Raw genomic sequence first — 21,064 nt, forward strand, 5'->3', positions numbered from 1 at the left:
CCACGGGCCCCAAGGATCAGAGCCCGGGACGTTGTTCTGGGTCCACCACTTGGCAGAGTAGTTCACGCTCTGGTGGGAGACCACTGCGTTTGAACTGTACGAGCTGGCCGGGGCCCACGGAGTGGCGCACGCCTTGGTTGTGGTTGTCCCAGAGGGGGAGGCATAAGCCACCTGAGTCGTTATGCCTATTGAGGCAACGAGGGCGAACCCCGTCACGATGGCGGCACTGCGATGCCGCCATCTTGGCAATGTTGGTGTCTGCATGAATTTCCTGTTCTGCTGTGCGAATGAGACCGCTGCAGCGCAGGAAGTAAGCTCCTACGCTTGCTGGCCCAAGGCTATCCATGGCCATGGCCACCGCACATCAGCACAAACACGCATAGGTGTCACTACGTACAAGCAGGTATCCATTCGCTGCCCATACGGTGCGCCAACACGCTTAGCTCCACACGGGAACGGACACTGAGCTTGGCAAAGATGCGGCCCACGTGAACTTCCACCGTGCGTACAGAAACATGCAACTGTGCCGCTACTTGCCTGTTTGGCGCACCATCAACAACCAACATGGCTACTTCCATTTCCCTCTCGGTCAGCTGTTCACCCCACGCTTGGCGGCAGCGTTGCAGAGGGCCGTCCCCGCGCACGTTCACGGACTTAGCTAATGCCAAAGATCCTCCTTGAGGGCCGCTGGAGTGTGCCAAAGCTTCCTTCGAGCCCGCGGCTACCCGCGGTGCAGCTGCGGCGCTGATGGTCACCGTCTCCGTGGGTATATCTTGTTCCAACGTAGGGGCAGCGAGGTGGCTTGGCAGCTCCGGCATATTGCTGAGAGTGTTTTCTACGCAGCGCAGCCACGCCATGGCACCGATTTCCCGGAAGAGATCGGCGGCCACCACGAGGTGTTCCCGGGCAACGCCGGACGTACCGTGTTCTAGACATGTCCGGCCAATGACGAATTCCGTGCGGGCCCGTTCATATTGGGACCGCAGCGTCACGCTGACTCTCTCTGCGTATTCATAGTCCTTGGCAAAACGGGAGGCGCTGGTGGCGCAAAGAGCCATGCGGGCGGAGCTGGCCCGGCGGTGGCCAGATGGCATCTGTGGTCCGTTGATGCCATCATCGTGCACCCTGGCCCCAGCACTACCCGCTTCACTCTGGTGCGGTGTCATCTCATCAAAGCCAGGGACATGCAGTGGCGACGCGGCACCACGCAACGAGCGTTCAGCAGCCAGTCTGCCCAAAGTGGAGGCTTCTTCGATCCTGCCATCCAGATATGCACTCAGCGTCCGGTCCATGAGATCACCGGTGCGAATGAAGGCAGAGCTACCGGCCGGATAGCTAGCTTCCATGGCATGGGCCACGGTGCCCACTTGCCCGGTGGTGAGCACGTCAAGTCGCCGCGCTACGATAACACCGAGGCCAAAAAATGGCAGGCCCACGGGCACGGAAGCGGCCGCTCGCCCCAGTTCGGCTGCTGCTCGTGAGACATCTCCGAGCCATAGCTGAAGTAACGCTGCCACGACTGCCCCGTAAGCAAGTCCCAGCGGTGTTGGTGCCCATTGCAGCCCACCGCCTCGGTTACTTACCGTCATAGACCGACCGGCTTCTGGACCCTCTTTTAGTAAGCGCAGACCCGCGTAGGGATCGTCATCAAGTCCTAGCGTCAACGCCTCCATAACCACGCGCGCACCGGAATTATCAGGCAGGCCGTCAAGGCACCCGCGGCACCGACAGGCGTATTCCGGCTCAATGGTGGGTCCGCCAAAGTTCGCGCACCAGAGCCGTGCTGCACAGAGTGGTAGCCCGTCAATCTTGTGAACTTCCACCAGCCGCTCAGCCATGGTTAACAGCCCCTCGGCCTCCTCGAGCATGCCCCGTGCCGCGCACAACCCGGCTGCCAACCCAGTGGCCTTGGCAACCTGGCGGGCAACGGTAGCAAACCCCGCCGCATCCAGGGCCTGGGCTCGGCTGAGGAAGGCTTCACTGTAGCGAGCTAGGGCCACGGTGGGCGCCTCCCCTGCCAAGAGCGACTCGGCGTGAATGAATGCCGGCAGTGCCCGGGCAGCCACCAACACATCCGGAGACGACAAGGCTCCACCAAGCCAAGTGGCGGCGTCGCCCACTTGCCCAAGGTTGAGCGCGGCCTCACCAGCGCATAGCTGTGCTTGAAATAATTCAGCACCCACGGCATGACTGGCAGCTTCGCGGGCAATAGCATGCGCCCAGACTGCATTGTTAGCTGCGTTCGCTTTGCGAGAGAGGCGCAGCAGGGATGGGACAAGTAAGTTATCACCCTCAAGGGTCGCCAGTGACTCGTGCCAGATCGCTTTGTCCATATCCCCCATGGCGGTGTAAGCGCGCTGCATCTCGATGTGGGCGTTTGTCCGTTCGGCTAGGGTTGCCGAACCATGGACCCATATACGCATGCGGGGGTCAACAAAGGAAAAATGTCCTGCCACGAAAAGCAGATGGGTGCCCCCCCGGCTGGCTATGAGTTCGCTCATGGTGACTTGCTGCTGTTCCAGAAGCACGTCGGTGCGGTCCTCGACACAGATTGCCGCAGCCAGCAGGCCTGCTCGGTCTTCGGCGTCGAGCTCGTCACCGGCGGCACCTATCCGCGCCCTTAGCCCTGGCATCAAAGGCAGCGGGTCTGGGAGTGCAGAGTGGCCGGAAAGCTGGGAGGGGGTGAGGGCTCTAGCCACCTCAAGTACAGCTTCAATGTCTGAGGCTAGGTCTGTGACCAAAGCTGCAGCCACATGGGGTGCCAAGGAGATTCCTGCTTGTGAGAGAAACTCCAGCAATTCCGGAACTTCGCCCACGGCAGTGTGGGCCAAAGGGAGAATTTGCACCATTGAAGCCTTCCATTTGAAGCGTCATCTGTGACGCGCTGGTAGTAGGCTAGCAGTCTGAACAAGCTGACTCGCTTCAGGGGAGCTGCAACTAGCCTTAAGGTCAATGGCCGTGGTTTTTGGCCGCTAAGCCGCGTGACCAACTTCCCCGACCCGCTGTGGTGAAAATGAAGCCAGATAGAGCCTGAACTTGCGCAGAAGACTTGCGTAGAAGTGAGTAGGAAGAGCCAAACCTTGACTCGCGGTTAGTGGCAACGTCGCGGCTTCCTACTAGACCCAAGGTCGCGCTTATTTTGAGTCCTGTGGGGGTATAAACGGGGTTTGGTCCGGAATCCTATTGATTCCGATGGGTGAAGGATGATATTCGGGTGGCGAGATATAGGGATGGGCGGATGGTCTTGAGGAAATCGGGACCGGCTGCGCAAATCGGTGCTCGCCGGACTGGGCTGGAGCATGTTCCGTGTGTGGTGGTTGAGCTGGTACCGGGATCCGGCAGGTCAGCTGTCACATTTGCAGGACGCCATCGCAGCCACCGCAACGGCGTCTGGGGCGCGGGCGAGGACAGGACCTACCGGCTGGCCCAGCTGTAACCGAATTCGACATAGCCGGCGCCCGTGGGCACAATGAAAGTTCAGCCAACTGGAGGGGGGAGCCGTGGCGTATCCCATGTCCCGAGCCGTGCTGGGGGCAAAAACCGTTCCCGTGCCCACGTCCCCCGTGGTGTGGGCTGGCTACGTGGTGAAGACGTGGCGCGCCTGCGCCCTGGTGGTGTTCCTGTGGGCGCTGGCAGTGTCCATGTTGGGCTTCTTCTCGCCTGTCAAGATGAACCGCATCTTTGAAGACGTTAGTCACTTCCTGCCGGCCCTCCTCTTTGTCATTGGTGTGGTGGGAGCCGTCCGGGTCGGGCATGAGATCGGCAAAGACGTCATGCACGTGCTGGGCTATGGGGACATCAAAGTAGTTTCAGCGCACGCTGGGCGCGCCGTGGTTCCGGAGCGGGGCCGGCGAATCGCCCAAGCATCGGTGCTGGTAGGACTGTTTCTGGGGACCGTGGCGGCGGCGATCATTCGTGCAGTCTCGGGTGATTGGTTGGAGATGTTGCTGCTGATTGGGCTGTCTCTGCCCTTGCTGGTTTGGAGTGTCAAGGTCCTACGGCTGGCGCGGATTATGTGGCTCAAGGCCAGAGAAGAACACCGAATTCATTGGGATATCATTGCCAGCGGCCAACACACCTTAGGCACGGTAGTGGCTGTGACGAACGAGAAATTTCTTCTGGACAACCGAGCCATGTTCCACGTGGATGTGGAATACCTGATTCAAGGCAGGATGGAGACTTCAAGGATTCGTTTCTTTGACTACACGGTGTGGGCGCCGGCCATAGGCAATGAGTTTGACGTGTGGGTTGACCCCGAACGTCCCTTTGTTCAGGAACGGATCCTGCTTGAACGCCGCTATGTGGGGCAGAAATTTGCACACTTCACCGATCTTCCGGTGCCGGGTGTGCACGCCTCCGAAGAGGATTTGGTGGCCCGGCCCGGCACGGAACCGGACGGTACAGTTGCCGGAGCGCGCGCCGGCATTGCGCAGGCGGGCGCAGCCGTGAACCTTGCCACTGTGAGTGGGGTAGCTGAGTCTGGGAGTTCGGCCCCAGCTTTGAAGAGGCTGCCTCAGTGGATGGCTGATGAGACGGCGGCCAGCGGCGCAGCCACGCCGAGGGCCGCCCCCCGGACCCGCATACTTATTGGCATCCCACCGAATTTGATCGCAGTATTGGCGCTGATAGGGACGCTGTTGGTCCCGCCTATGGTTCAGGATGTGCCGTGGTGGACGCTGGCTGCACTGTGGCTTTATACGGTACTGACCATAATTAATGCGGCTATCTACTGGCAGTTCATGCTGCGCAGCCGTTGGTTCATCCGGTCGGGTGTCTCCTTCGGAGCCACTGAAGCCGCCGTTTTTGCCGGCTTCTTCGCGGCTGGATTTGCCATGCTCAGCACTCACTCCATGGTGATGGCGCCGCTGAACCGGGAGATCCCGTGGACGGCGGCTCATGTGCTGACGTGGGCTGCCGTGATTGGGGCGTTGCTGGTGTTCGAATGGGCCTTCACGTCCAACGCGTGGGCGCTGCGTCATCTCAATGCGGAGTTCCCGGCACCGCCTGAGGTCATCCAGGAAGCGTTGACGGGCCACGACCCAGACGGGGTAGACAAGTTGGAAAAAGACTACGGCTACCGTGCCGGTGTGTTCCTCTGCACCTGACCCGCCCTCCTACCGACGCTATCTCACCTTTGGGGGCTTTTCGACGAACGCTAGCTCACCTTATGCAGGCGGGGGATACCCTTTGATATCTTGGGGGCAACTCAAGGAAGAGGTGCGTGATGGCGAACATAGTTTTGGTGCATGGGTTGTGGTCGGATGGATCCAGCTGGGCAAAGGTCATTACGGAGTTGCGCGCCATGGGCCACACCCCTGTCGCCGCCCAGCTTTCCCTTGAGACCTTCGACGACGACGTTGCCTCCGTCCGCCGGACCCTTGCCACTGTAGAGGGGCCGGTGCTGCTGGTGGGCTGGTCCTACGGTGGGGCAGTCATAGGCGAAGCCGCCCGCGGGGTTGAAGCCGTGAAGGCGCTGGCGTACATCGCTGCGTTCGCACCGGCGGAGGGGGAGTCCGTGAGTGGGCTTTCGCGCAAGTATCCTGGCAGTCTCATCTCGGCGCATGTGGTGGTTGCGGGGGAGTACACCTATATAGACAGGGATTATTTTGGGGACGTGCTGGCAGCCGATGCGCTCCCGGAAGACGTAGCCGTCGCCGCGGCCACCCAGCGGATGGTGAGGATAGGCGTGGACCGGGTAAAAGTTGGCTCGCCTGCGTGGTTGGATCTGCCGTCGCACTACTGGGTGTCCGCAGAGGATCTTTGTGTTCCGCCGGTGCTGCAACGAGAAATGGCGGAACGTATGGGGGCCGCCATCACCGAGGTTGCCTCCAGCCATGCCCCACTGCTCTCGCGGCCGCGGGAAGTGGCGGAGTTTTTGGACGCGGCCTGTCGCGACCTACCTGATGCTAACGATTCCTAATAGACCTGCACGCACTTGACGTGAGGAATTCAAGATGGAACTAGGAGCTCCGCAAGTTTGTACCAAGCGAAGCTGCAAAGCTATATGATTTACGTTTGATTGAGCCGCGAAAGACACTGAGGACAGTTTGGGGATTGATACAGGAATGGCATTTTTCGGCGGGTTTCCGGGCAGACGAGGGCTGCTCGGCCTGGCGGTCATCGCTGTACTGGCGGTTGGCACCACTGCCTGCACTGATGAGAACTCAGACACTGGAAAAGTAGTCTCTATCACTGATGGGGATACCTTGGTGGCATCTGTGAATGGGAAGAGTCAGACCATTCGGCTGCTGAACGTCGACACCCCCGAAACTAAAGACCCGAATAAGCCGGTGGAGTGTTTGGGGACTGAAGCTACCGAATTCTTGAGTGAGCTGCTTCCCGTCGGGGCCAAGATCAAATTAATGTACGACGTCGAGCGAACTGACAAGTTCGATCGCACACTCGCAGCGGTGTTCACCTCGGATGACGTTTTTGTCAGTGCTGAAATTGCACGGGCCGGCCTCGGTACTGCCGTCTCGTTCGGCCCGAACACCCAGTTCCTACCGCCGGTGGAAGCGGCAGAGGCGGAAGGAAAGGCGGCGGCGAAAGGAATTTTTGATCCACTTGTTGAATGCACCCTGCCCGCCGAGATTACCGCCGCTACGGATGCATTAGCGCAGGCCGCCGGCGTAACAGCGGGTTCCAACGCGGCGGGCACGGGGACTGTCATTGCTTTAACGGAGCTCTCCGTCGAAACAGCAAAAGCGCTTAAAACGATGCTTGTCGCGGGCAACGCAAGCACGGACATGGTTCGGTGGGCTGCCTTCGATGAACAGGGATTAGCATCTGAAACCAAGTTGTTGTCCACCAAGATCGAGTTGGCCGAATCTAATCTGCAGACCTTGAAGCAGACCGAAAGTAACCAGAAAAAGACTGAAAAGGCAGCAGCCGAAGCTGCGGAGGCCAAGGCGAAAGCCAAAGCGGAGGCCAAGGCGAAAGCCGTGGCCGAAGCCAAAGCACAAGCGGCGGCCAAGGCAGCCGCCGAAGCGGAGGCTGAACGTATCCGTAACCTTCCTCCGGTCTATATTCCTCCTGCACCCGTGCCCTATGACCCTCCGGTATACCAGCCGCCGGTGCAGGATTCCGGAGGCGGCGGAGATGTTGGGTACACCGGACCCCGTTGTTATGCACCCGGTGGCAAGACGTGGAGGCCTTGCTAAAATTTCCTCGTGATCGGAGGGATGAACGTCGCAACTTCTCGAGCCCTGAAGCTTGCATGGCCGTGATGCGGCGGAGACACGAAGGAATACTATGAGCGTTTCTGAGACCTTTGACCTGGACCGTTTCCTTGCCATACAGGAAGAGAAGTACGACGGCGTCAGGGTTGAGTTGGGTGCCGGGTACAAGACCGGACACTGGATGTGGTGGATCTTTCCACAGGCCGCCGGGCTAGGAACGAGCCCCACCGCCCAGTTTTACGCCATCGCCTCCTTGGGGGAAGCCGTGGCCTACGCTGCGCATTCTGTCCTCGGTGCGCGGCTGCGCGCGTGCGCACAGCTCCTGCTAGAGGTCCCGGATGATTCTGCGCAGGACATTCTGGGTCAGGTTGACGCCATGAAGCTGCGCTCGTCCATGACACTCTTCCAAACAGCCGCCCCGGAGGAGCCCCTCTTCGCAGAGGTGTTGCACCGCTTCTTCGGCGACAGCCCGGACTTTGCCACCGAGCAGATACTGGCCACGTGGCGCTCGCAGTCCGACGAACACTAAGCACGCGAATTCGCCGGGTGCGGTGGAGGGGTAGAAGATCTGTGGACCTTGACGGGAGGGCGTAGCCTGAAGCCATGACCGCCAATGACGCCGGCATCACGTCCGGACCTTATATAACTCACCGTGTTACCAACCAGCCGCCGCCGCGTGTGGACCTCAACGAGTACACCGTCAACATCCCGCTCCGGGAGTATCTTCGCACGGTCGGTGAAGCGGTCGGTGAAGCGGTCGGTGAAGCGGAAGGCGAGGCAACGCTGGAAGCCAGTGGCGCAGTGGTGGGTTCAGCACAGTTTCAAGACGACGCCCGGCTGGCCCATAAAAACCCGCCCATCCTGCACACCCACAGTAAGTATGGGCAGCGGATCGACGAGGTGGAGTACCACCCCTCCTACCACCGGATCATCTCTGCCGCGGTGGCTGCCGGCGCCCACACCTCCGCATGGCAAAAGCCCGGGGTGGGCGCCAATGCTCACAGAGCTGCGCAGTTCATGCTGTTCGCGCAGGTGGAACCGGGCCACGCCTGCCCCATTTCCATGAGTCATGCCGCCGTCGATACCCTCCAGCTGGCACCCGAACTGGCGCAAGAATGGTTGCCCCGGCTCTACTCGGGCAACTATTCACCGGCGCTGCAGCACGGTAAGCCAGGTGCGCTCTTCGGCATGGCCATGACGGAGAAGCAAGGCGGCTCGGACGTCCGCGCTAACACCACCCGCGCCGTGCAGGAGGGCGAACACCACCTGCTCACCGGCCACAAATGGTTCTGCTCCGCCCCCATGTCTGACGCCTTCTTGGTTCTTGCACAGGAGGATGCCGGCCTAGGCTGCTTCCTTGTTCCGCGCGTGCTGCAGGATGGTGAACGCAACACCTTCATGATGCAGAGGCTCAAGGACAAGCTGGGAAACAGGTCCAATGCCTCCAGCGAGGTGGAGTTTTCAAACACCCACGGCTGGCGGATCAGTGAGCCCGGCCGCGGCGTACGCGCCATCATGGGCATGGTGGGACGCACCCGGCTTGACTGCATTTTGGGCACCGCCGCCGGGATGCGCCAATCCGTGGCCGAGGCTCTCTGGCATGGACGGCACCGGCAGGCCTTTGGATCCAAGCTCATCGACCAGCCCGCCATGAGTAATGTTCTAGCGGACCTAGCGTTGGAGTCCGAGGCTGCCACCGTTGTCAGCATGCGTTTGGCCCGCGCCTATGATTACGACGCCGGACCAACCGAGAGCGCCTTCCGCCGCCTTGCTACTGCGGTCACCAAATATTGGGTGTGCAAGCGCGGACCCAATCACGCCTATGAAGCCATGGAATGTTTGGGCGGCAACGGATACATTGAGGACTTCCCCCTCGCCATGCGCTACCGGGAGCAGCCGGTCATGGCCATTTGGGAGGGCACCGGCAACGTCATTGCCCTTGATGTTTTGCGGGCCATGGGGACGGAGCCGGATTCCGTTGATGCGTTCTTGGCCGAGTTATGGCTGGCATCGGGGGAGCACCCGGTGTTTGATGATTTTATGGCCCGGCTCAAGGAACAACTTGCGCCTCTCCGCCTGGCCCCCTTGAACTTCGCCGGGCAAGCCCGAAACATCGTGGAGAAGATGGCGCTCGCGCTCCAGGCGTCCTTGCTTATCCGTTTCGCCCCGGCCAGCGTATCTGAGGCGTTTGTGCTCTCCCGGCTGGGGCTTGAGCGCTCCTTCAACTACGGCAACCTCCCGGCGTCGGCCGATCTAGCAGGAATTCTGGAGCGGGCCTAGCCGAACTCCGGACCCTTGCGAGCCCGGAGTTCCACCTGCTGGATTGACTTAGCGAAAGAGTCCGCTGTAAGCGTTCAGTGCGAGCTGGCCACCGAGGTGGGCGTAGAGAACATTGCTGGTCTCGGGAATGTCCTTGCTCTTGACCAGATCAATGAGCCCGGCCATGGACTTGCCCTCATACACGGGGTCAATAATCATGGCCTCGAGAGAGCCGGAGAGGCGGATGGCTTCCATGGTTGATTTAACGGGGATGCCGTAATAATCCCCAGCCCAGCCCTCAAGGACTGTGATTTCGTCATCGCGCAGTTCCCGGCCCAAACCGATCAACTCTGCCGTATGCCGGGCGATCCGGGCCACCTGTGCACGGGTCTTTTCGATCGTGGCAGAGGCGTCGATGCCGATGACCCGGCGGGGCTTGTCCTGGCCGGCGAACCCGGCGATCATCCCGGCATGGGTGGAACCGGTGACGGTGCAGACAATAATGGTGTCGAAGAAGACGCCAAGGTCCTTTTCCTGCTGCTCCACTTCATAGGCCCAGTTGGCGAAGCCCAGCCCGCCTAAGTGGTGCTCGGAGGCACCTGCCGGGATGGCGTACGGCTTACCGCCTGCTTCTTCAACCTCAGCAATGGCTTGTTCCCAACTGGAACGGATGCCGATGTCGAAGCCGGCATTGTCCAAAGTAACCTCGGCACCCATGATGCGGGAGAGCAGGATGTTACCGACCCGGTCGCTGAGGGGATCGGCCCAGTCAACCCAATTCTCCTGAACGAGGCGGGCTTTCATGCCTAGCTTTGCAGCGACGGCTGCAACTTGGCGGGTGTGGTTGGATTGGTACCCGCCAATGGAGACAAGCGTGTCCGCTCCCTGGGCAATGGCGTCCGGGACAATGTACTCCAGCTTGCGGGTCTTGTTGCCTCCGAAGGCCAAGCCACTGTTCACATCCTCTCGCTTGGCCCAGATCTTCGCGCCACCCAAGTGCTCACTCAAGCGTGGCAGCTCATGGATGGGGCTGGGGCCGAAGGTCAAGGGGTAGCGCTCAAAGTCTGTGATTGCCATGGTGGATGAACTTTCTATGAGGAAAAGTACGGCTTGAAGGTTCTGCAAGATCAATGTGCAGCATGCAATATATTGCACCGCACTGACGGCGAACTGTCAAGCCACTTCTGAGGTGTGCATCACAGCTCCTGGACCTGATCCGCTTGAGAGCTCAGGGAATGGTGATGTCAGGCCACACTGACGTTGTTGCCTGCGTACCTACCCCTGGCTCATCCAGCGCAAGGAGGTTCCCGGCGTCGTACTTCACTACCAAGCACGACGCCGGGAACCCCGGCTTACGCTGGGACCGGCACCGTGCACGCATTCTCCTGCGAGATCCGGCGCAACAAGGCCCAGAGGAGCAGGCCAAGAGAGAGCAGGGCCAGGACCGGCTGGACGGGTTCAAAGAACGTTATAGCACCAGAAGAGCCCAGAGCCAGCAGCACCAGCTTGTTGCACACAGGGCAGCCCACGGCGAAGAACGTCAGCAACGATGCGAAGACGCCGGACTTATTGGTGGCGCCCGTACGGGGTATGGGGGAGGCAACATAGGTGGCCACCAGCAGCCCTGTCAGTAGAGAGCTGATGCCCAGGGCCGTGTAAGACCACCAGATTGGCGGGATCTCGCGGCTAAAGAAGGTATTGGGGATCAACACCGTGGGGATGGCAACAAGAACGTAAACCAGCGCCGCCACTGCCGCCCCGGTGAGCCAGCGCCGCAGCGGCCACGTGCGCAGGTTCCCCGCAACGGTGATCATCATGGGCGCTCCTGTGCCGGAGCCGGGCTCGCGGCACTTTCCGCCCGCCGAGACCGCCACCAATAGAGTCCGCCTGCGAGCAACAAGAGTACTAATGCCGCCCCTGCAAACCACATATTGGAGATACCCGCGGCAAAGCTCACCACCGCGGACTCAGCCTCGAACTGGGCGTCAATGGTCAGCGCACCACCTAGTGAGGAGGTGCCCTGCGTAGCCAGAAGCAGCACACCGATTCCTATTGACAACAGGCCCGAGATTGCCATCCAGATGGAGTTTTCCCACGGGCCAATCCTGAAGCGGCGCGGTTTCAGCCAGCCCCGTGTGCCGAGCCCCAGGCGCGTCCACAGCAGTGAGAGTAGCAGCAGCGGCAAAGCCATGCCGAGGGCAAAAATTGCCAGCATAATCCCGCCATAGAGTGGATTTCCGCCCGTCGCGGCCACCGCCAGCACCGAGCCAAGGATGGGACCGGCACAGACCCCGGCCACGCCGTAGACCGAGCCCAGCACAAAAACGGATACCGCTGAGGTCCCGTCAGTACCAGCGCGCCGGCTTAGCCCGGGAAATTCCACCCCCACGAGTTGGAGGATGCCGATCACAATGACTACCCCAGCGGCAACGCTGATCAGCGCCGTCCGGTTCTGAAGAACGAGTGAACCGAGCAGTCCTGCCAATAGCCCCAGCGGGACCAGTGTTGTTAGCAAACCGGCATAAAACAGTGCTGTGCGCCCCAGCAGCTTTGTAGGGCTGGCGAAGGCGTAAGCGAAGAACGCCGGTAGGAGCATGACAGAACAAGGGCTCAGCAGGGTCAGTATCCCGCCCAGAAACGCTCCCGTATAGCCAATATCCACGGCTACTTGGCCTTGGCCAGGGCAGCGTCAATCACTTCGGAGAAGACCTCCATGGGTTGGGCGCCGGGGATCGCCTCATTATTGATGACAAAGGTAGGGGTGCTGTTCAGGCCCAGCGCCGTTCCTTCGGATAGATCGGCCTTGACCAGGGCCAACAACTCGGGGCTTTTGCTATCCGCGGAGAACTTTGCCAGATCAGGCACCCCTGCCTTCTGCGCGAACTTCAGTAGCTCTGCTTCGCTGAGTTCGGCCTTGCCTTTTTCCGGGGCGCCGGCGTAAACGGCCTGGTTGAACTCCCAGAACAAGCCCTGCTCACCTGCGGCGCGGGCAGCAACGGCCGCATTCACCGATGCCTCACCCAGCACCGGCAAATCACGCCATTCAATACGCAATTGCCCCGAATCAACATACTTCTGGATGATTTCCGGCTGGGTCTTGCGCGCGTAGACACCACAGAATGGGCAGCGGTAATCCGAATATTCGATCATGACTACCGGGGCATCCACGGCGCCCAGCGCCATCGGATCGCCGGAAATGCGCCGCTCAAGCTTGACGTCAGGGGCCTGCTCGGCGGCTGGCAGGTTTGATTCGCCAAGCGCGTTGGAGCCAGTACCTGCCGGTTTTAGGCGGTTCTCATTGGCCGCAGCGCCGGCAAAAACTATTGCCAAGATAACAACGGCGCCCAACACCAGCGCTAAAACAACATTCCGGGTCTTTTTGGTACTCGTCTTTTGGGTATTCATCTAAAAAACTTTCAGGATCGTATCAGCAGCGCACATTCGCAGGCACTGGAAAGTGTGCCCGGTGGCAGTGCGCCACGGGAAAATATTAGGACAGGCTCGACGCCGGACACCCGCCGCTGGCATTAATGCTGGCGTAGGAGTTGGCGCACCCTTGTCTACGTCCTTACGATCCCGAGATCCAGATGGCTCAAAGCCGCTGGTATCCGTCCGAGGAACTGCTGGGCAGCACCGTCCACGAGGAGGCGGTGGGGAAGGGGGGAGCCAAAAGATCCGCGAGGTGATTGCAACTGAACCAGGTTGGGGGAGACCGCATGGCTTTCCAGGCGAACCTTCTTGTGCCTGGGTTTACATTCTGGGGAGAGCTGATTAACCGCATGGAGCACATCTCTGGTGCGCGAGGAATGGGTATTAAGGGCAGCAGTGGTGGCTGCTGTGATCTGTTGCTCTGCTGCGGGGGTCACTGCAATTGTTTGCATGCCAGGCGATGCTTGGGCACCGGTGCAGCCTATGACCACTAGTGTCATGGTGCCCAGTGCCAGGAGGAGAGCCATCAAGAGTGCCGGGAATGTTCCGGGGACTCGCGAGCTGAAACTGCGCATCTGATCCCCCTCACTGTTCTCAACATCAGCCAAGTGATGGCTTCACTATCCTCGGGCCCACTATACGGGTGCCGGCACTAGTCGCCGGGTGCCGGCGCAGTGTGTGGCCAAGGTGCTCTGTTTGGCCACAAAGATTGGCAGCCAGATCAATATTTCACGAACATGACAAGTGAAGACGAAGTGAACAATGAGTGCCGCGTCACGGAAGAAGGCCTATTTCTTCCCGGAAAATCAACGATTTGCGAATATTTGCGGCCCGCCCCAAGGCGCTAAGTGACACACCTCTCAGCTCTTAGTGGCTTTTGGGTAATAGGTATGTATACTTGGACGTAGTTGTAGTGTTGCGTTTTTTGTAGTTGAAGCGACGCCATCCTTTCGGGGAAGACGTCGCTTTTCTGGAGAAGCGGACTTACACCGTACACGGAGGCCCGAAGGTCGGGCGGAATCTCCAACTTCAGAAGGAAATAGAAATAATGGCAACAGGTACCGTCAAGTGGTTCAACGCTGAAAAAGGCTTCGGCTTCATCTCTCCCGATGACCAGTCCCAGGACGTTTTCGCGCACTACTCCGCGATCAACTCCTCAGGCTACCGCTCCCTCGAAGAGAACCAGAAGGTTTCCTTCGATGTTGAGCAGGGTCCCAAGGGTCCTCAGGCAGTCAACATCCAGGCTATCTAATTCTAAAGAACATTTGCGGGTAACCGCATTTTTCTTTAGCCTTTAGGGCTTGAACAAATAAGGTCCGGTTTATCCCGGGCCTTATTTGTGTTTAAGGAGCGGAACGTGAACCGGGTCCCCAGCGCCGGGTCCCCAGCGCCGGGGGCCCAGGGTGTAGGGCCGGGTTCCCCAGACAAAGTGAGGATGCACTGAACACTTTTTGCCAGCCAACCCAGTGCCGCTAACTAGGTATCTGCCCGCCATGTGGCACCATTGAAGACGATGAACAGCACAGCGGACAAGCGAAAACGCCACGGAATACCCATGCCGCTCTGGCTGCAGGGGGCCTTTGAAGCTGCACAAATGTTCGTCATCTCCGCGCTGATCGTGGCCGTTCCGGTGGCAGCCACCTGGTGGGCGGGCGGCTTTGCGCAACGGGACGCCTCAGCGGTAGCCCAGTTTGCAGGCCAGATCTGGTTACTGGGCCACGGTGTGCCCTTGCACCTGACCATGACCAATGGCCCCAGCTCGGCCTCAGTAGAGACCGGGACCTTTACTCTGCTGCCACTCGGTTTGGCCCTGATTCCTTTCCTGCTTTCCTGGCGGGCAGGCGGGCGTTTGGCTCGCGCCTCCTACACCGACCAACTCTGGCAGCCGGTATTCAGTGCCCTCGCCGTCTACGCTGCGGCTGGACTGGCCACCGGATTTGTTTGCAGCTCACCGGAAATCAGCGTAAGCCTCATTCCCAGCATGTTGGTGCCACTCATTCCTGCAGGAGCCGGGCTCATCATCGGATCCAGGCTAGAGGCCGGATCATGGGGCAGGCTCATTGGTGTCAATGCTGCACACTGGATTTCCAAGACGAGCCAAGATCAGCGCTGGGCAGGATCGTATGTGGCCTCGGTGATCAGAGCCGGTTTTGTGGCGTCCATGGCCGCACTCTCACTCTCAGCCTTATTGCTGACCATCAACCTCGTGGCGAGGTGGAGTGACATTGTTGCCGTCTATCAGGCGTTACGGCCCGGCGCTGTGGGAGGCGCTGCCTTGACGCTGGCCCAATTAGGATTCATGCCCAACCTGGCCATCTGGACGTTGGCATGGGCCGGGGGCGATGGCTTCTCCTTGGGTGTTGGTTCCACAGTTTCACCCCTGGGCACCAGCGTGGCCCCGGTGCCGCCCATTCCCTTGCTGGCGGCCTTGCCTGCCGGTGAGCTGGGATGGGGCTTTGCCGCCCTCATCATCCCCGTCCTGGCCGGCCTCTTGGGTGGTTGGTGGTTTGTCCGGGCCGGTGAAAACCATTTTGATGAGTGGCTCTCCTTGAAGGTACGCCAGCGCTGGCTCTCACTGCCCGCCTCCACCATCTTTCTCGGTGCAGTGATAGGTGCCGTTTCCGCGATTGTTTGCGGCATCCTTTTCTGGATCTCACAAGGCTCCGCCGGGATCGGGCGGTTCTCCCAGCTGGGTCCGGATCCGCTGACTGCCGCCCTGTGGGTAGGGGCTGAAATAGCAGCTGGTGTCATCATCGGTTCCCTGGCAGGACCCTGGCTGGAAGGGGACCACCTATCCATGGGTCTGCCCCAGCGCCGCCACGCTGGCACCGAATAGGGCTAGCCCGCGCCGTGCCCCTAAAATTGAGGGCATGCGCATAGTTGTCTTAGTATCCGGAACCGGTTCAAATCTGCAATCTGTCATTGACGCAGTCGCCAATGGCAGCCTGCCCCTAGAGATTGCGGCAGTGGGCGCGGACAGGCCCGGCACCCTCGGCGTGGAACGTTCCGCTTCCGCCGGACTGGAAACTTTTGTGGTCAACTTCAAGGACTACTCTGCCCGCACCGAATGGGACGCCGCGCTTTTGGAGAAGGTGGCTTCTTATACGCCCGATTACGTGATTTCCAGCGGTTTCATGCGCATTGTGGCCCCCGGGTTCATCAGCGCCTTTGAGGGCCGCTACGTCAACACCCACCCTGCCCTACTGCCGTCATTCCCAGGTGCCCACGGGGTCCGCGATGCCATGGCCTACGGCGTTAAAGTGACGGGCTGTACCGTGCACTTCGCGGACGCGGGTGTGGATACCGGCCCCATCATTGCCCAAACCCCCGTGGCAATCCTGCCCGAAGATACCGAAGATTCACTGCACGAGCGCATCAAAGTGGCCGAGCGCGAGCTGCTCATCCAGGTGCTCGCAGACCTGGCCCGTGCCTAGATCTGCGTCCACGCAAGCTGGCCCGCGCCTCCGGCCCGGGTCGATGAGGTAGCCATTGCCTGTAAGAGGTTCTTAGGGAGCCAAGCTGGGAGCATCCTTGGCGTTCTTACGGTCCAGTAACCAGCTGGAGACTTTGCCAATTAACCAGCCAAGGATCAAGGAAAAGACGATCGCCAAGACCACGGCAAGTTGGGTTGAGATCTCGGGCCACTGCTGGGTGAGCATGCCGATCCCCACCGAGTACAGTGACCAGATGATGCCAGAGACCACCGAAAAAGCCGTGAATGAACGCAACGGGTACTTGGCCGCTATCGCGGCAATATTGGAGGAGAGCCTGCCCAGTGGAATGAAGCGTGAGGTCAACATGAACATGTACGGGCGGCTCCGGAGCCTGCGCGTAGCTGCCTCCACGGCCCGGTCACGCCGCGGCCCGCTAGCGCTACCCCACCGTGTGGCGCCCATCAATTTGGTGAGCCAATAGGTCAGCAAGTCTCCGGCAACTGCCCCGGTCAGCATGGCCAGCACCAGCGGAAGTGCTAGGGGTCCGCCGTCGAGCTCCGCCACGGCGCCTAGGGCAACGAACACAGTGGTACTGGGGACCGGCGGGATGAGGGCTGAGACCATGACGAATCCGCCGCCCAGCAGGTAGACCCAGATGCTCGAGAGGAAGCCGGTGGTATCGGCTGCGAGATCCATGGGATCCTTTTCGTTTGAAGATCACCGCTTAGAGGCGGTTGTACCTAAAAAGTGTACGGCCTTTGTGGAATCTAAGGTTTACTGCTCGCGGCTGCTATGCCCTGGACAGGGGGCGTTATTTCTTGCTGCGGCCAAAGACCAGTGAGGCAACAGCCGTTGCAGCTGTAACCGTGTACACGGCAGGCCAGGAACCCATCTTCTTGGCCAGAGGGTGGGAGGCGCCAAAAGCCAGCACGTAGGTGGCGGTCAAGGCCGTGGCGGTTCCCGTCCCAGCGTTTTTCTTCCAGCCCAGAAAGGCCGCGGCACCTGCCGCAGCCAGAACGGCGCCGCCCAGCTGCCGGTTCTTGGTGGCCCTAGCTATCTGGTAACCGCCAAGCAGTCCGGCAGTGGAGAAAACAGTGGGAAGCAACGCGCTCATGGTGATCCTTACTCAGTGGGAATGCACGGTTGCCACTAGAATACCGGGTGAAAGTGAGGGAATGCTGAAGACCCTTGAACCGAGGGAGGGAATGAACTCAGGGAGGGGAGTTCGCCGCAGGGGAGGCTTTCGCCGCTGCGCGGCTTAGTCCAGTGCTGCGCCCCTGGTCTCCGGAGCTGAGAAGGCCATCCAGATCACTGCCAGCAGCACCAGCCCACCCGTCAGGGCGAACGTCAGCGGCAGGCCCAGCACTGGCCACAAAATAGACCCGAAGATCAACGGCACCAGCCCGGCGCCCACTCGTGAAATGGTGGAGGCCCAGCCAAAACCGGTGGCGCGAAGATGGGTTGGGTACAGTTCCGAAACGTAGGTGTAAAGAACGGGTATGGCCACCTGGATGACAAAACCAAACACCAACAGCCAGATCGCAGAGGCCACGGGCGCATCCAGTACCAGCGCAAAAATTACCAGCGAGAGTGCGGCCAGCGGTCCCGTAATGGCAAGGATCCACTTGCGCCCCAGCCGCTCCACGAGCAGGGCGGCCGCCACCACACCGAGCAGGCCAATGCCCGTCATGGAAGCTGTGGCCATGAACGCCTTGTTTTCCGCGTATCCTGTGGACACCAAAATTGAGGGCATCCATGTCAGCGCGCCGTAGTACACCAGCAAAATTGTCAGGAATAGTGACCACGCAACGCCGGTGATGCGCCAGTTGAAGCGCCACAGCCCGGCCAGCTGATCCGTGACCTTGCCCAAGGAAAGCTTTGGAGCAGCGGCCGGGTCAGGCAAAACCCACGGGCCCACTGTGGCCCTGGTCCGCTTGATCAAGGAATCAATGACTGCCTTCGCCTCCGCCGGACGTCCGGCGCGCACCAGAAACAGCGGTGATTCCGGGATGCCCGTACGTACCCAGAACACCAGTAGTGCCGGCAACACCATGATCAGCATCAGGAAGCGCCAGTCGCCAAACCATGCCATCAACAGAGCAGAAACCACGCCGCACAGGGAAGCGCCGATGGGCCACCAGGCGTCCATGGCCGTCAGTACCCGTCCCCGGTGCTTGCGCGGGGTGAACTCACCTACCAGTGCATAGTCCACGGGGATGCAGCCGCCCAATCCAAAGCCGGCCATGAAACGGAACACGCAAAACAGCACAATCTCATTCGAGAACGCGCCCAGTACCGTGAACACCGAGAAAATCAGCAGAGTCAGGGTGAACGCCTTCTTGCGCCCAATGATGTCCGCAATGGATCCCCAGGCGAAGGCACCCACGGCCATGCCGATCAGGTTGGCTGTGCCAATCCACGCCGCCTGTCCGGTGCTGAGTCCCCATTCCTTAGACAAGAGCGGAATTAAGAAGCCATTGAGTGTGACATCCCAGGCATCGAACATGAAGCCGAGCCCGCCAATGAGAAAAATACTGCCCTGCACGCGCCAGCGCCACGGCAGTTCCTGCACAACACGATCGCCGGTTAAGAGCTCGGTGGTGGAATTCATGGTGCCTTTCGAATCACTGGGCAAAAGAGTAGACGAGCTCGGACACAGCCTGGCGCAGCTCCGTTGCATCTGAGCAGTCCCGGCTGGGGTTGACCCGGTTGCTGAGCAGGGAGATCACCAACCCCGCCTCCTGATCCACCAGGAGGGAGGTGCCGGTGAATCCAGTATGCCCGCGAGCCTGCGTACCCGCAGCCCCCATCCACGGCTGCTCGTTGATGCGCAGGCCCAGACCCTGGCCGAAACCGGGACCGGCTACCTTGAAGTGCTCTGCTAGTATTCCGGGCAGCTGATCCCGCCACATTTCGGCGGCCAATCCGGGGGAGAGGATGCCCGGCAGGCCGTTCAGCAACACCGTGCCGAAAACACGCAGCCCATCCGCCGTGGCAAACATGCCGGCGTTTCCGCTGAGCCCGGCCAAAGACCACGCCGCCTCGTCATGCACAATCCCGCGCACCAGCCCGCGTCCCAGCTCCGGTTGATACTCGGTGGGGGCGCATTGCTCAATGCGCGGGCTTCCGGTGATGCCGTGGGTGGGCAGCTGGTACAGGACCCGCTCTTTCACCAACTGTGCCCACGGCGTTTTTGTCACCCGCTCGGCCAGTACCATGATCGTGTTGAATCCGGCGCAGGAATACTCGTACCGGGTCCCCGGAGGGGCGGTGAGCGGCGTGGTCAGCAGATCCGCAATGAGTTCTGTGCGCCGAAATCCGTTCCCGTCTGATAGCGCTGTGTGCCAGCCCCGCCACTGCGCCGGCAGGCCCGAGGTGTGGGTGAGCAGATGCCGCAGCGTCACCGTGGACTTTTCCCCGGCCGCATAAGCGCGAAGATGCCGGCCAATGGGTGCGTCCAGAGCCAGCCGCCCATCATTGACAAGGGCTAGCACCGTGGCCGTGGTGAACAGTTTCGTGACCGAGGCCAGATCAAAGAAGGTGCCGTGGGTGGCTTGGCCCGCTGTCAGGACGGGCAGTTCAATCCCGCCCGCTCCGCCGCTGTCATTTCCGCTGCCTTGATGGAGTACGACGGCGCAGGCCACTGCGGGTGCCACCCCGTCCCTGACGCTTGCCTCGAGCAGGCGTTGGAGCCGGTTGCGCAGCTCCGTTGCGAAGTGGGGGTGAGAGGGGCTCATGGTGGGTGCCTCCAATCGGACTCGGGGGGTGAAAGGGATGCGGAGAGAAGAAGTGCTTACTGGTTGCCGGCCTCGATGGCGGCTGGTAAGAAACCGGCATTCTTTGCCAGCAGGGAGAGGGCCTGATCTGCGGGCAGGCCCGTCATGATCGAGAGGATCGCAGCCTTCACGTGACCATGGGCCGCGGTGAGGGCAGCTGAGGCTGTGGCAGCATCGGCACCGGTGACGTGCATCAGGGTCCGCTCGCTGCGTGCATGGAGCTTGGCATTGGTGGCGCGCAAGTCCACCATGACGTTTTTATAGGTCTTGCCGAGACGGACCATGGTGATGGTGCTGATCATGTTCAACACCAGCTTTTGGCAGGTTCCGGACTTCAGCCGGGTGGAACCAGCCAAGAATTCCGGACCCACCTCGATCTCCAAGGCGGTGTGGGCCGCGGCACCGAGAGGGGAGCCATTGTTGCAGGCGAATCCCACGGTGTATGCGCCTTCTGCACGTGCGGCTCGGATGGCGGCGATGACATAGGGGGTGCGGCCGGAGGCGGCCATACCCACAACGGAATCGTTGGCGGTCAGTTTCAGGGCTGCCATGTCCGCGGCGCCGCCCTCTTCACTGTCCTCGGCATTTTCAACGGCCTGGTTTACGGCTGCACTACCGCCAGCAATGACACCTACCACCAGGGAGGGGTCGGTGCCGAAGGTGGGCGGGCATTCGCTGGCATCCAGAATACCCATGCGTCCGGGCGTGCCAGCGCCAACGTAGATCAGACGCCCGCCGCGGGCCATGCGCGCAGCAACCTCATCAATGATGGAGGAGATGACGTGGTGGGCCTTTTCTATCGCGGCCGGAACCATCGCGTCTTCACTATTCATGGCCGCTACAAGCTCCTGGGTGGAGAGAGCGGCCAGATCCGGGTACTTCGGGTTGCTGGCTTCGGTGACGAGCTGGCCAATCTCAGCGCGGACGGCGTCGAAGGTGTTCTCAGGGGTGCTCACGGTGTTCTTCCTTGCGGGAGGGCGGTTAGTGC

Annotated in this window: 19 protein-coding genes and 1 pseudogene; 8 read left to right on the forward strand and 12 right to left on the reverse strand. The window is 60.6% G+C overall.

Annotated features, from left to right (window positions below; all coding sequences use genetic code 11):
* Positions 1-21: 21 nt before the first annotated feature.
* Together ABIB48_RS07415 and ABIB48_RS07420 are read right to left on the reverse strand one after the other, a co-directional pair.
* Positions 22-264: pseudogene (locus ABIB48_RS07415) on the reverse strand (carbohydrate-binding protein); the annotation flags it as partial.
* 125 nt (positions 265-389) lie between these two features.
* Positions 390-2,849 (reverse strand): response regulator transcription factor, encoded by a 2,460-nt coding sequence (locus ABIB48_RS07420; protein WP_354212602.1) that lies wholly within the window; start codon positions 2,847-2,849, stop codon positions 390-392.
* 651 nt (positions 2,850-3,500) lie between these two features.
* Between ABIB48_RS07420 and ABIB48_RS07425 the strand changes: the two genes are divergently transcribed.
* From ABIB48_RS07425 to ABIB48_RS07445, 5 genes are all read left to right on the forward strand, one after another.
* Complete coding sequence (locus ABIB48_RS07425) at positions 3,501-5,105, forward strand: hypothetical protein (RefSeq protein ID WP_354212603.1); 1,605 nt, start codon at positions 3,501-3,503, stop codon at positions 5,103-5,105.
* Positions 5,106-5,224: 119 nt separating this feature from the next.
* Complete coding sequence (locus tag ABIB48_RS07430; protein ID WP_354212604.1) at positions 5,225-5,920, forward strand: alpha/beta fold hydrolase; 696 nt, start codon at positions 5,225-5,227, stop codon at positions 5,918-5,920.
* Between the two features lie 145 nt (positions 5,921-6,065).
* Complete coding sequence (locus ABIB48_RS07435; RefSeq protein ID WP_354212605.1) at positions 6,066-7,160, forward strand: thermonuclease family protein; 1,095 nt, start codon at positions 6,066-6,068, stop codon at positions 7,158-7,160.
* 91 nt (positions 7,161-7,251) lie between these two features.
* Positions 7,252-7,707: a DUF1810 domain-containing protein gene (locus ABIB48_RS07440; protein ID WP_354212606.1), complete on the forward strand. Its 456-nt coding sequence runs from the start codon at positions 7,252-7,254 to the stop codon at positions 7,705-7,707.
* Positions 7,708-7,781: 74 nt separating this feature from the next.
* Entirely contained in the window at positions 7,782-9,458 is a 1,677-nt protein-coding gene (locus tag ABIB48_RS07445) for an acyl-CoA dehydrogenase family protein (protein ID WP_354212607.1), read from the forward strand.
* A 48-nt stretch (positions 9,459-9,506) separates the two neighbouring features.
* Here ABIB48_RS07445 and ABIB48_RS07450 read toward each other — a convergent pair whose 3' ends face one another.
* The 5 genes from ABIB48_RS07450 to ABIB48_RS07470 form a co-directional block, all read right to left on the reverse strand.
* A complete protein-coding gene (locus ABIB48_RS07450) occupies positions 9,507-10,514 on the reverse strand; it encodes a 1-aminocyclopropane-1-carboxylate deaminase (protein WP_354212608.1) in 1,008 nt (335 codons plus the stop codon).
* 275 nt (positions 10,515-10,789) lie between these two features.
* Positions 10,790-11,254, reverse strand: a complete 465-nt coding sequence (locus ABIB48_RS07455) for a hypothetical protein (protein WP_354212609.1) — start codon at positions 11,252-11,254, stop codon at positions 10,790-10,792.
* Positions 11,251-12,099 (reverse strand): cytochrome c biogenesis CcdA family protein, encoded by an 849-nt coding sequence (locus ABIB48_RS07460; protein ID WP_110104727.1) that lies wholly within the window; start codon positions 12,097-12,099, stop codon positions 11,251-11,253. The genes ABIB48_RS07455 and ABIB48_RS07460 overlap by 4 nt, the downstream gene beginning before the upstream one ends.
* Before the next feature lie 2 nt (positions 12,100-12,101).
* The gene (locus ABIB48_RS07465; RefSeq protein ID WP_110104726.1) at positions 12,102-12,842 is read right to left on the reverse strand and encodes a DsbA family protein; all 741 of its coding nucleotides are present in this window, start codon (positions 12,840-12,842) and stop codon (positions 12,102-12,104) included.
* A 155-nt stretch (positions 12,843-12,997) separates the two neighbouring features.
* Positions 12,998-13,441, reverse strand: coding sequence for a hypothetical protein (locus tag ABIB48_RS07470; RefSeq protein WP_354212610.1), 444 nt, complete (start codon positions 13,439-13,441; stop codon positions 12,998-13,000).
* A gap of 473 nt (positions 13,442-13,914) precedes the next feature.
* Between ABIB48_RS07470 and ABIB48_RS07475 the strand changes: the two genes are divergently transcribed.
* The 3 genes from ABIB48_RS07475 to purN all read left to right on the forward strand — a co-directional run bounded on the left by ABIB48_RS07475 (position 13,915) and on the right by purN (position 16,300).
* Positions 13,915-14,118 carry a cold-shock protein gene (locus tag ABIB48_RS07475; protein WP_038467205.1) on the forward strand — a complete coding sequence of 68 codons (204 nt, stop codon included), beginning with the start codon at positions 13,915-13,917 and terminating at the stop codon, positions 14,116-14,118.
* 261 nt (positions 14,119-14,379) lie between these two features.
* Positions 14,380-15,702 (forward strand): cell division protein PerM, encoded by a 1,323-nt coding sequence (locus ABIB48_RS07480; RefSeq protein WP_354212611.1) that lies wholly within the window; start codon positions 14,380-14,382, stop codon positions 15,700-15,702.
* A 34-nt stretch (positions 15,703-15,736) separates the two neighbouring features.
* Positions 15,737-16,300: a phosphoribosylglycinamide formyltransferase gene (gene purN / locus ABIB48_RS07485; protein ID WP_354212612.1), complete on the forward strand. Its 564-nt coding sequence runs from the start codon at positions 15,737-15,739 to the stop codon at positions 16,298-16,300.
* 72 nt (positions 16,301-16,372) lie between these two features.
* On the opposite strand, the gene ABIB48_RS07490 is transcribed toward purN, so the two are convergent.
* The 5 genes from ABIB48_RS07490 to murQ form a co-directional block, all read right to left on the reverse strand.
* Positions 16,373-16,996 carry a DedA family protein gene (locus ABIB48_RS07490; RefSeq protein ID WP_354212613.1) on the reverse strand — a complete coding sequence of 208 codons (624 nt, stop codon included), beginning with the start codon at positions 16,994-16,996 and terminating at the stop codon, positions 16,373-16,375.
* Positions 16,997-17,111: 115 nt separating this feature from the next.
* Positions 17,112-17,414 carry a hypothetical protein gene (locus tag ABIB48_RS07495; RefSeq protein WP_354212614.1) on the reverse strand — a complete coding sequence of 101 codons (303 nt, stop codon included), beginning with the start codon at positions 17,412-17,414 and terminating at the stop codon, positions 17,112-17,114.
* 144 nt (positions 17,415-17,558) lie between these two features.
* Positions 17,559-18,911: an MFS transporter gene (locus tag ABIB48_RS07500; protein ID WP_354212615.1), complete on the reverse strand. Its 1,353-nt coding sequence runs from the start codon at positions 18,909-18,911 to the stop codon at positions 17,559-17,561.
* A 13-nt stretch (positions 18,912-18,924) separates the two neighbouring features.
* Positions 18,925-20,037, reverse strand: a complete 1,113-nt coding sequence (locus ABIB48_RS07505; protein WP_354212616.1) for a serine hydrolase domain-containing protein — start codon at positions 20,035-20,037, stop codon at positions 18,925-18,927.
* 56 nt (positions 20,038-20,093) lie between these two features.
* Entirely contained in the window at positions 20,094-21,032 is a 939-nt protein-coding gene (gene murQ, locus ABIB48_RS07510; protein WP_110104718.1) for an N-acetylmuramic acid 6-phosphate etherase, read from the reverse strand.
* Positions 21,033-21,064 lie beyond the last annotated feature (32 nt).

The sequence above is a fragment of the Arthrobacter sp. UYCu511 genome (assembly GCF_040547105.1).
Classification (GTDB): domain Bacteria; phylum Actinomycetota; class Actinomycetes; order Actinomycetales; family Micrococcaceae; genus Specibacter; species Specibacter psychrochitiniphilus.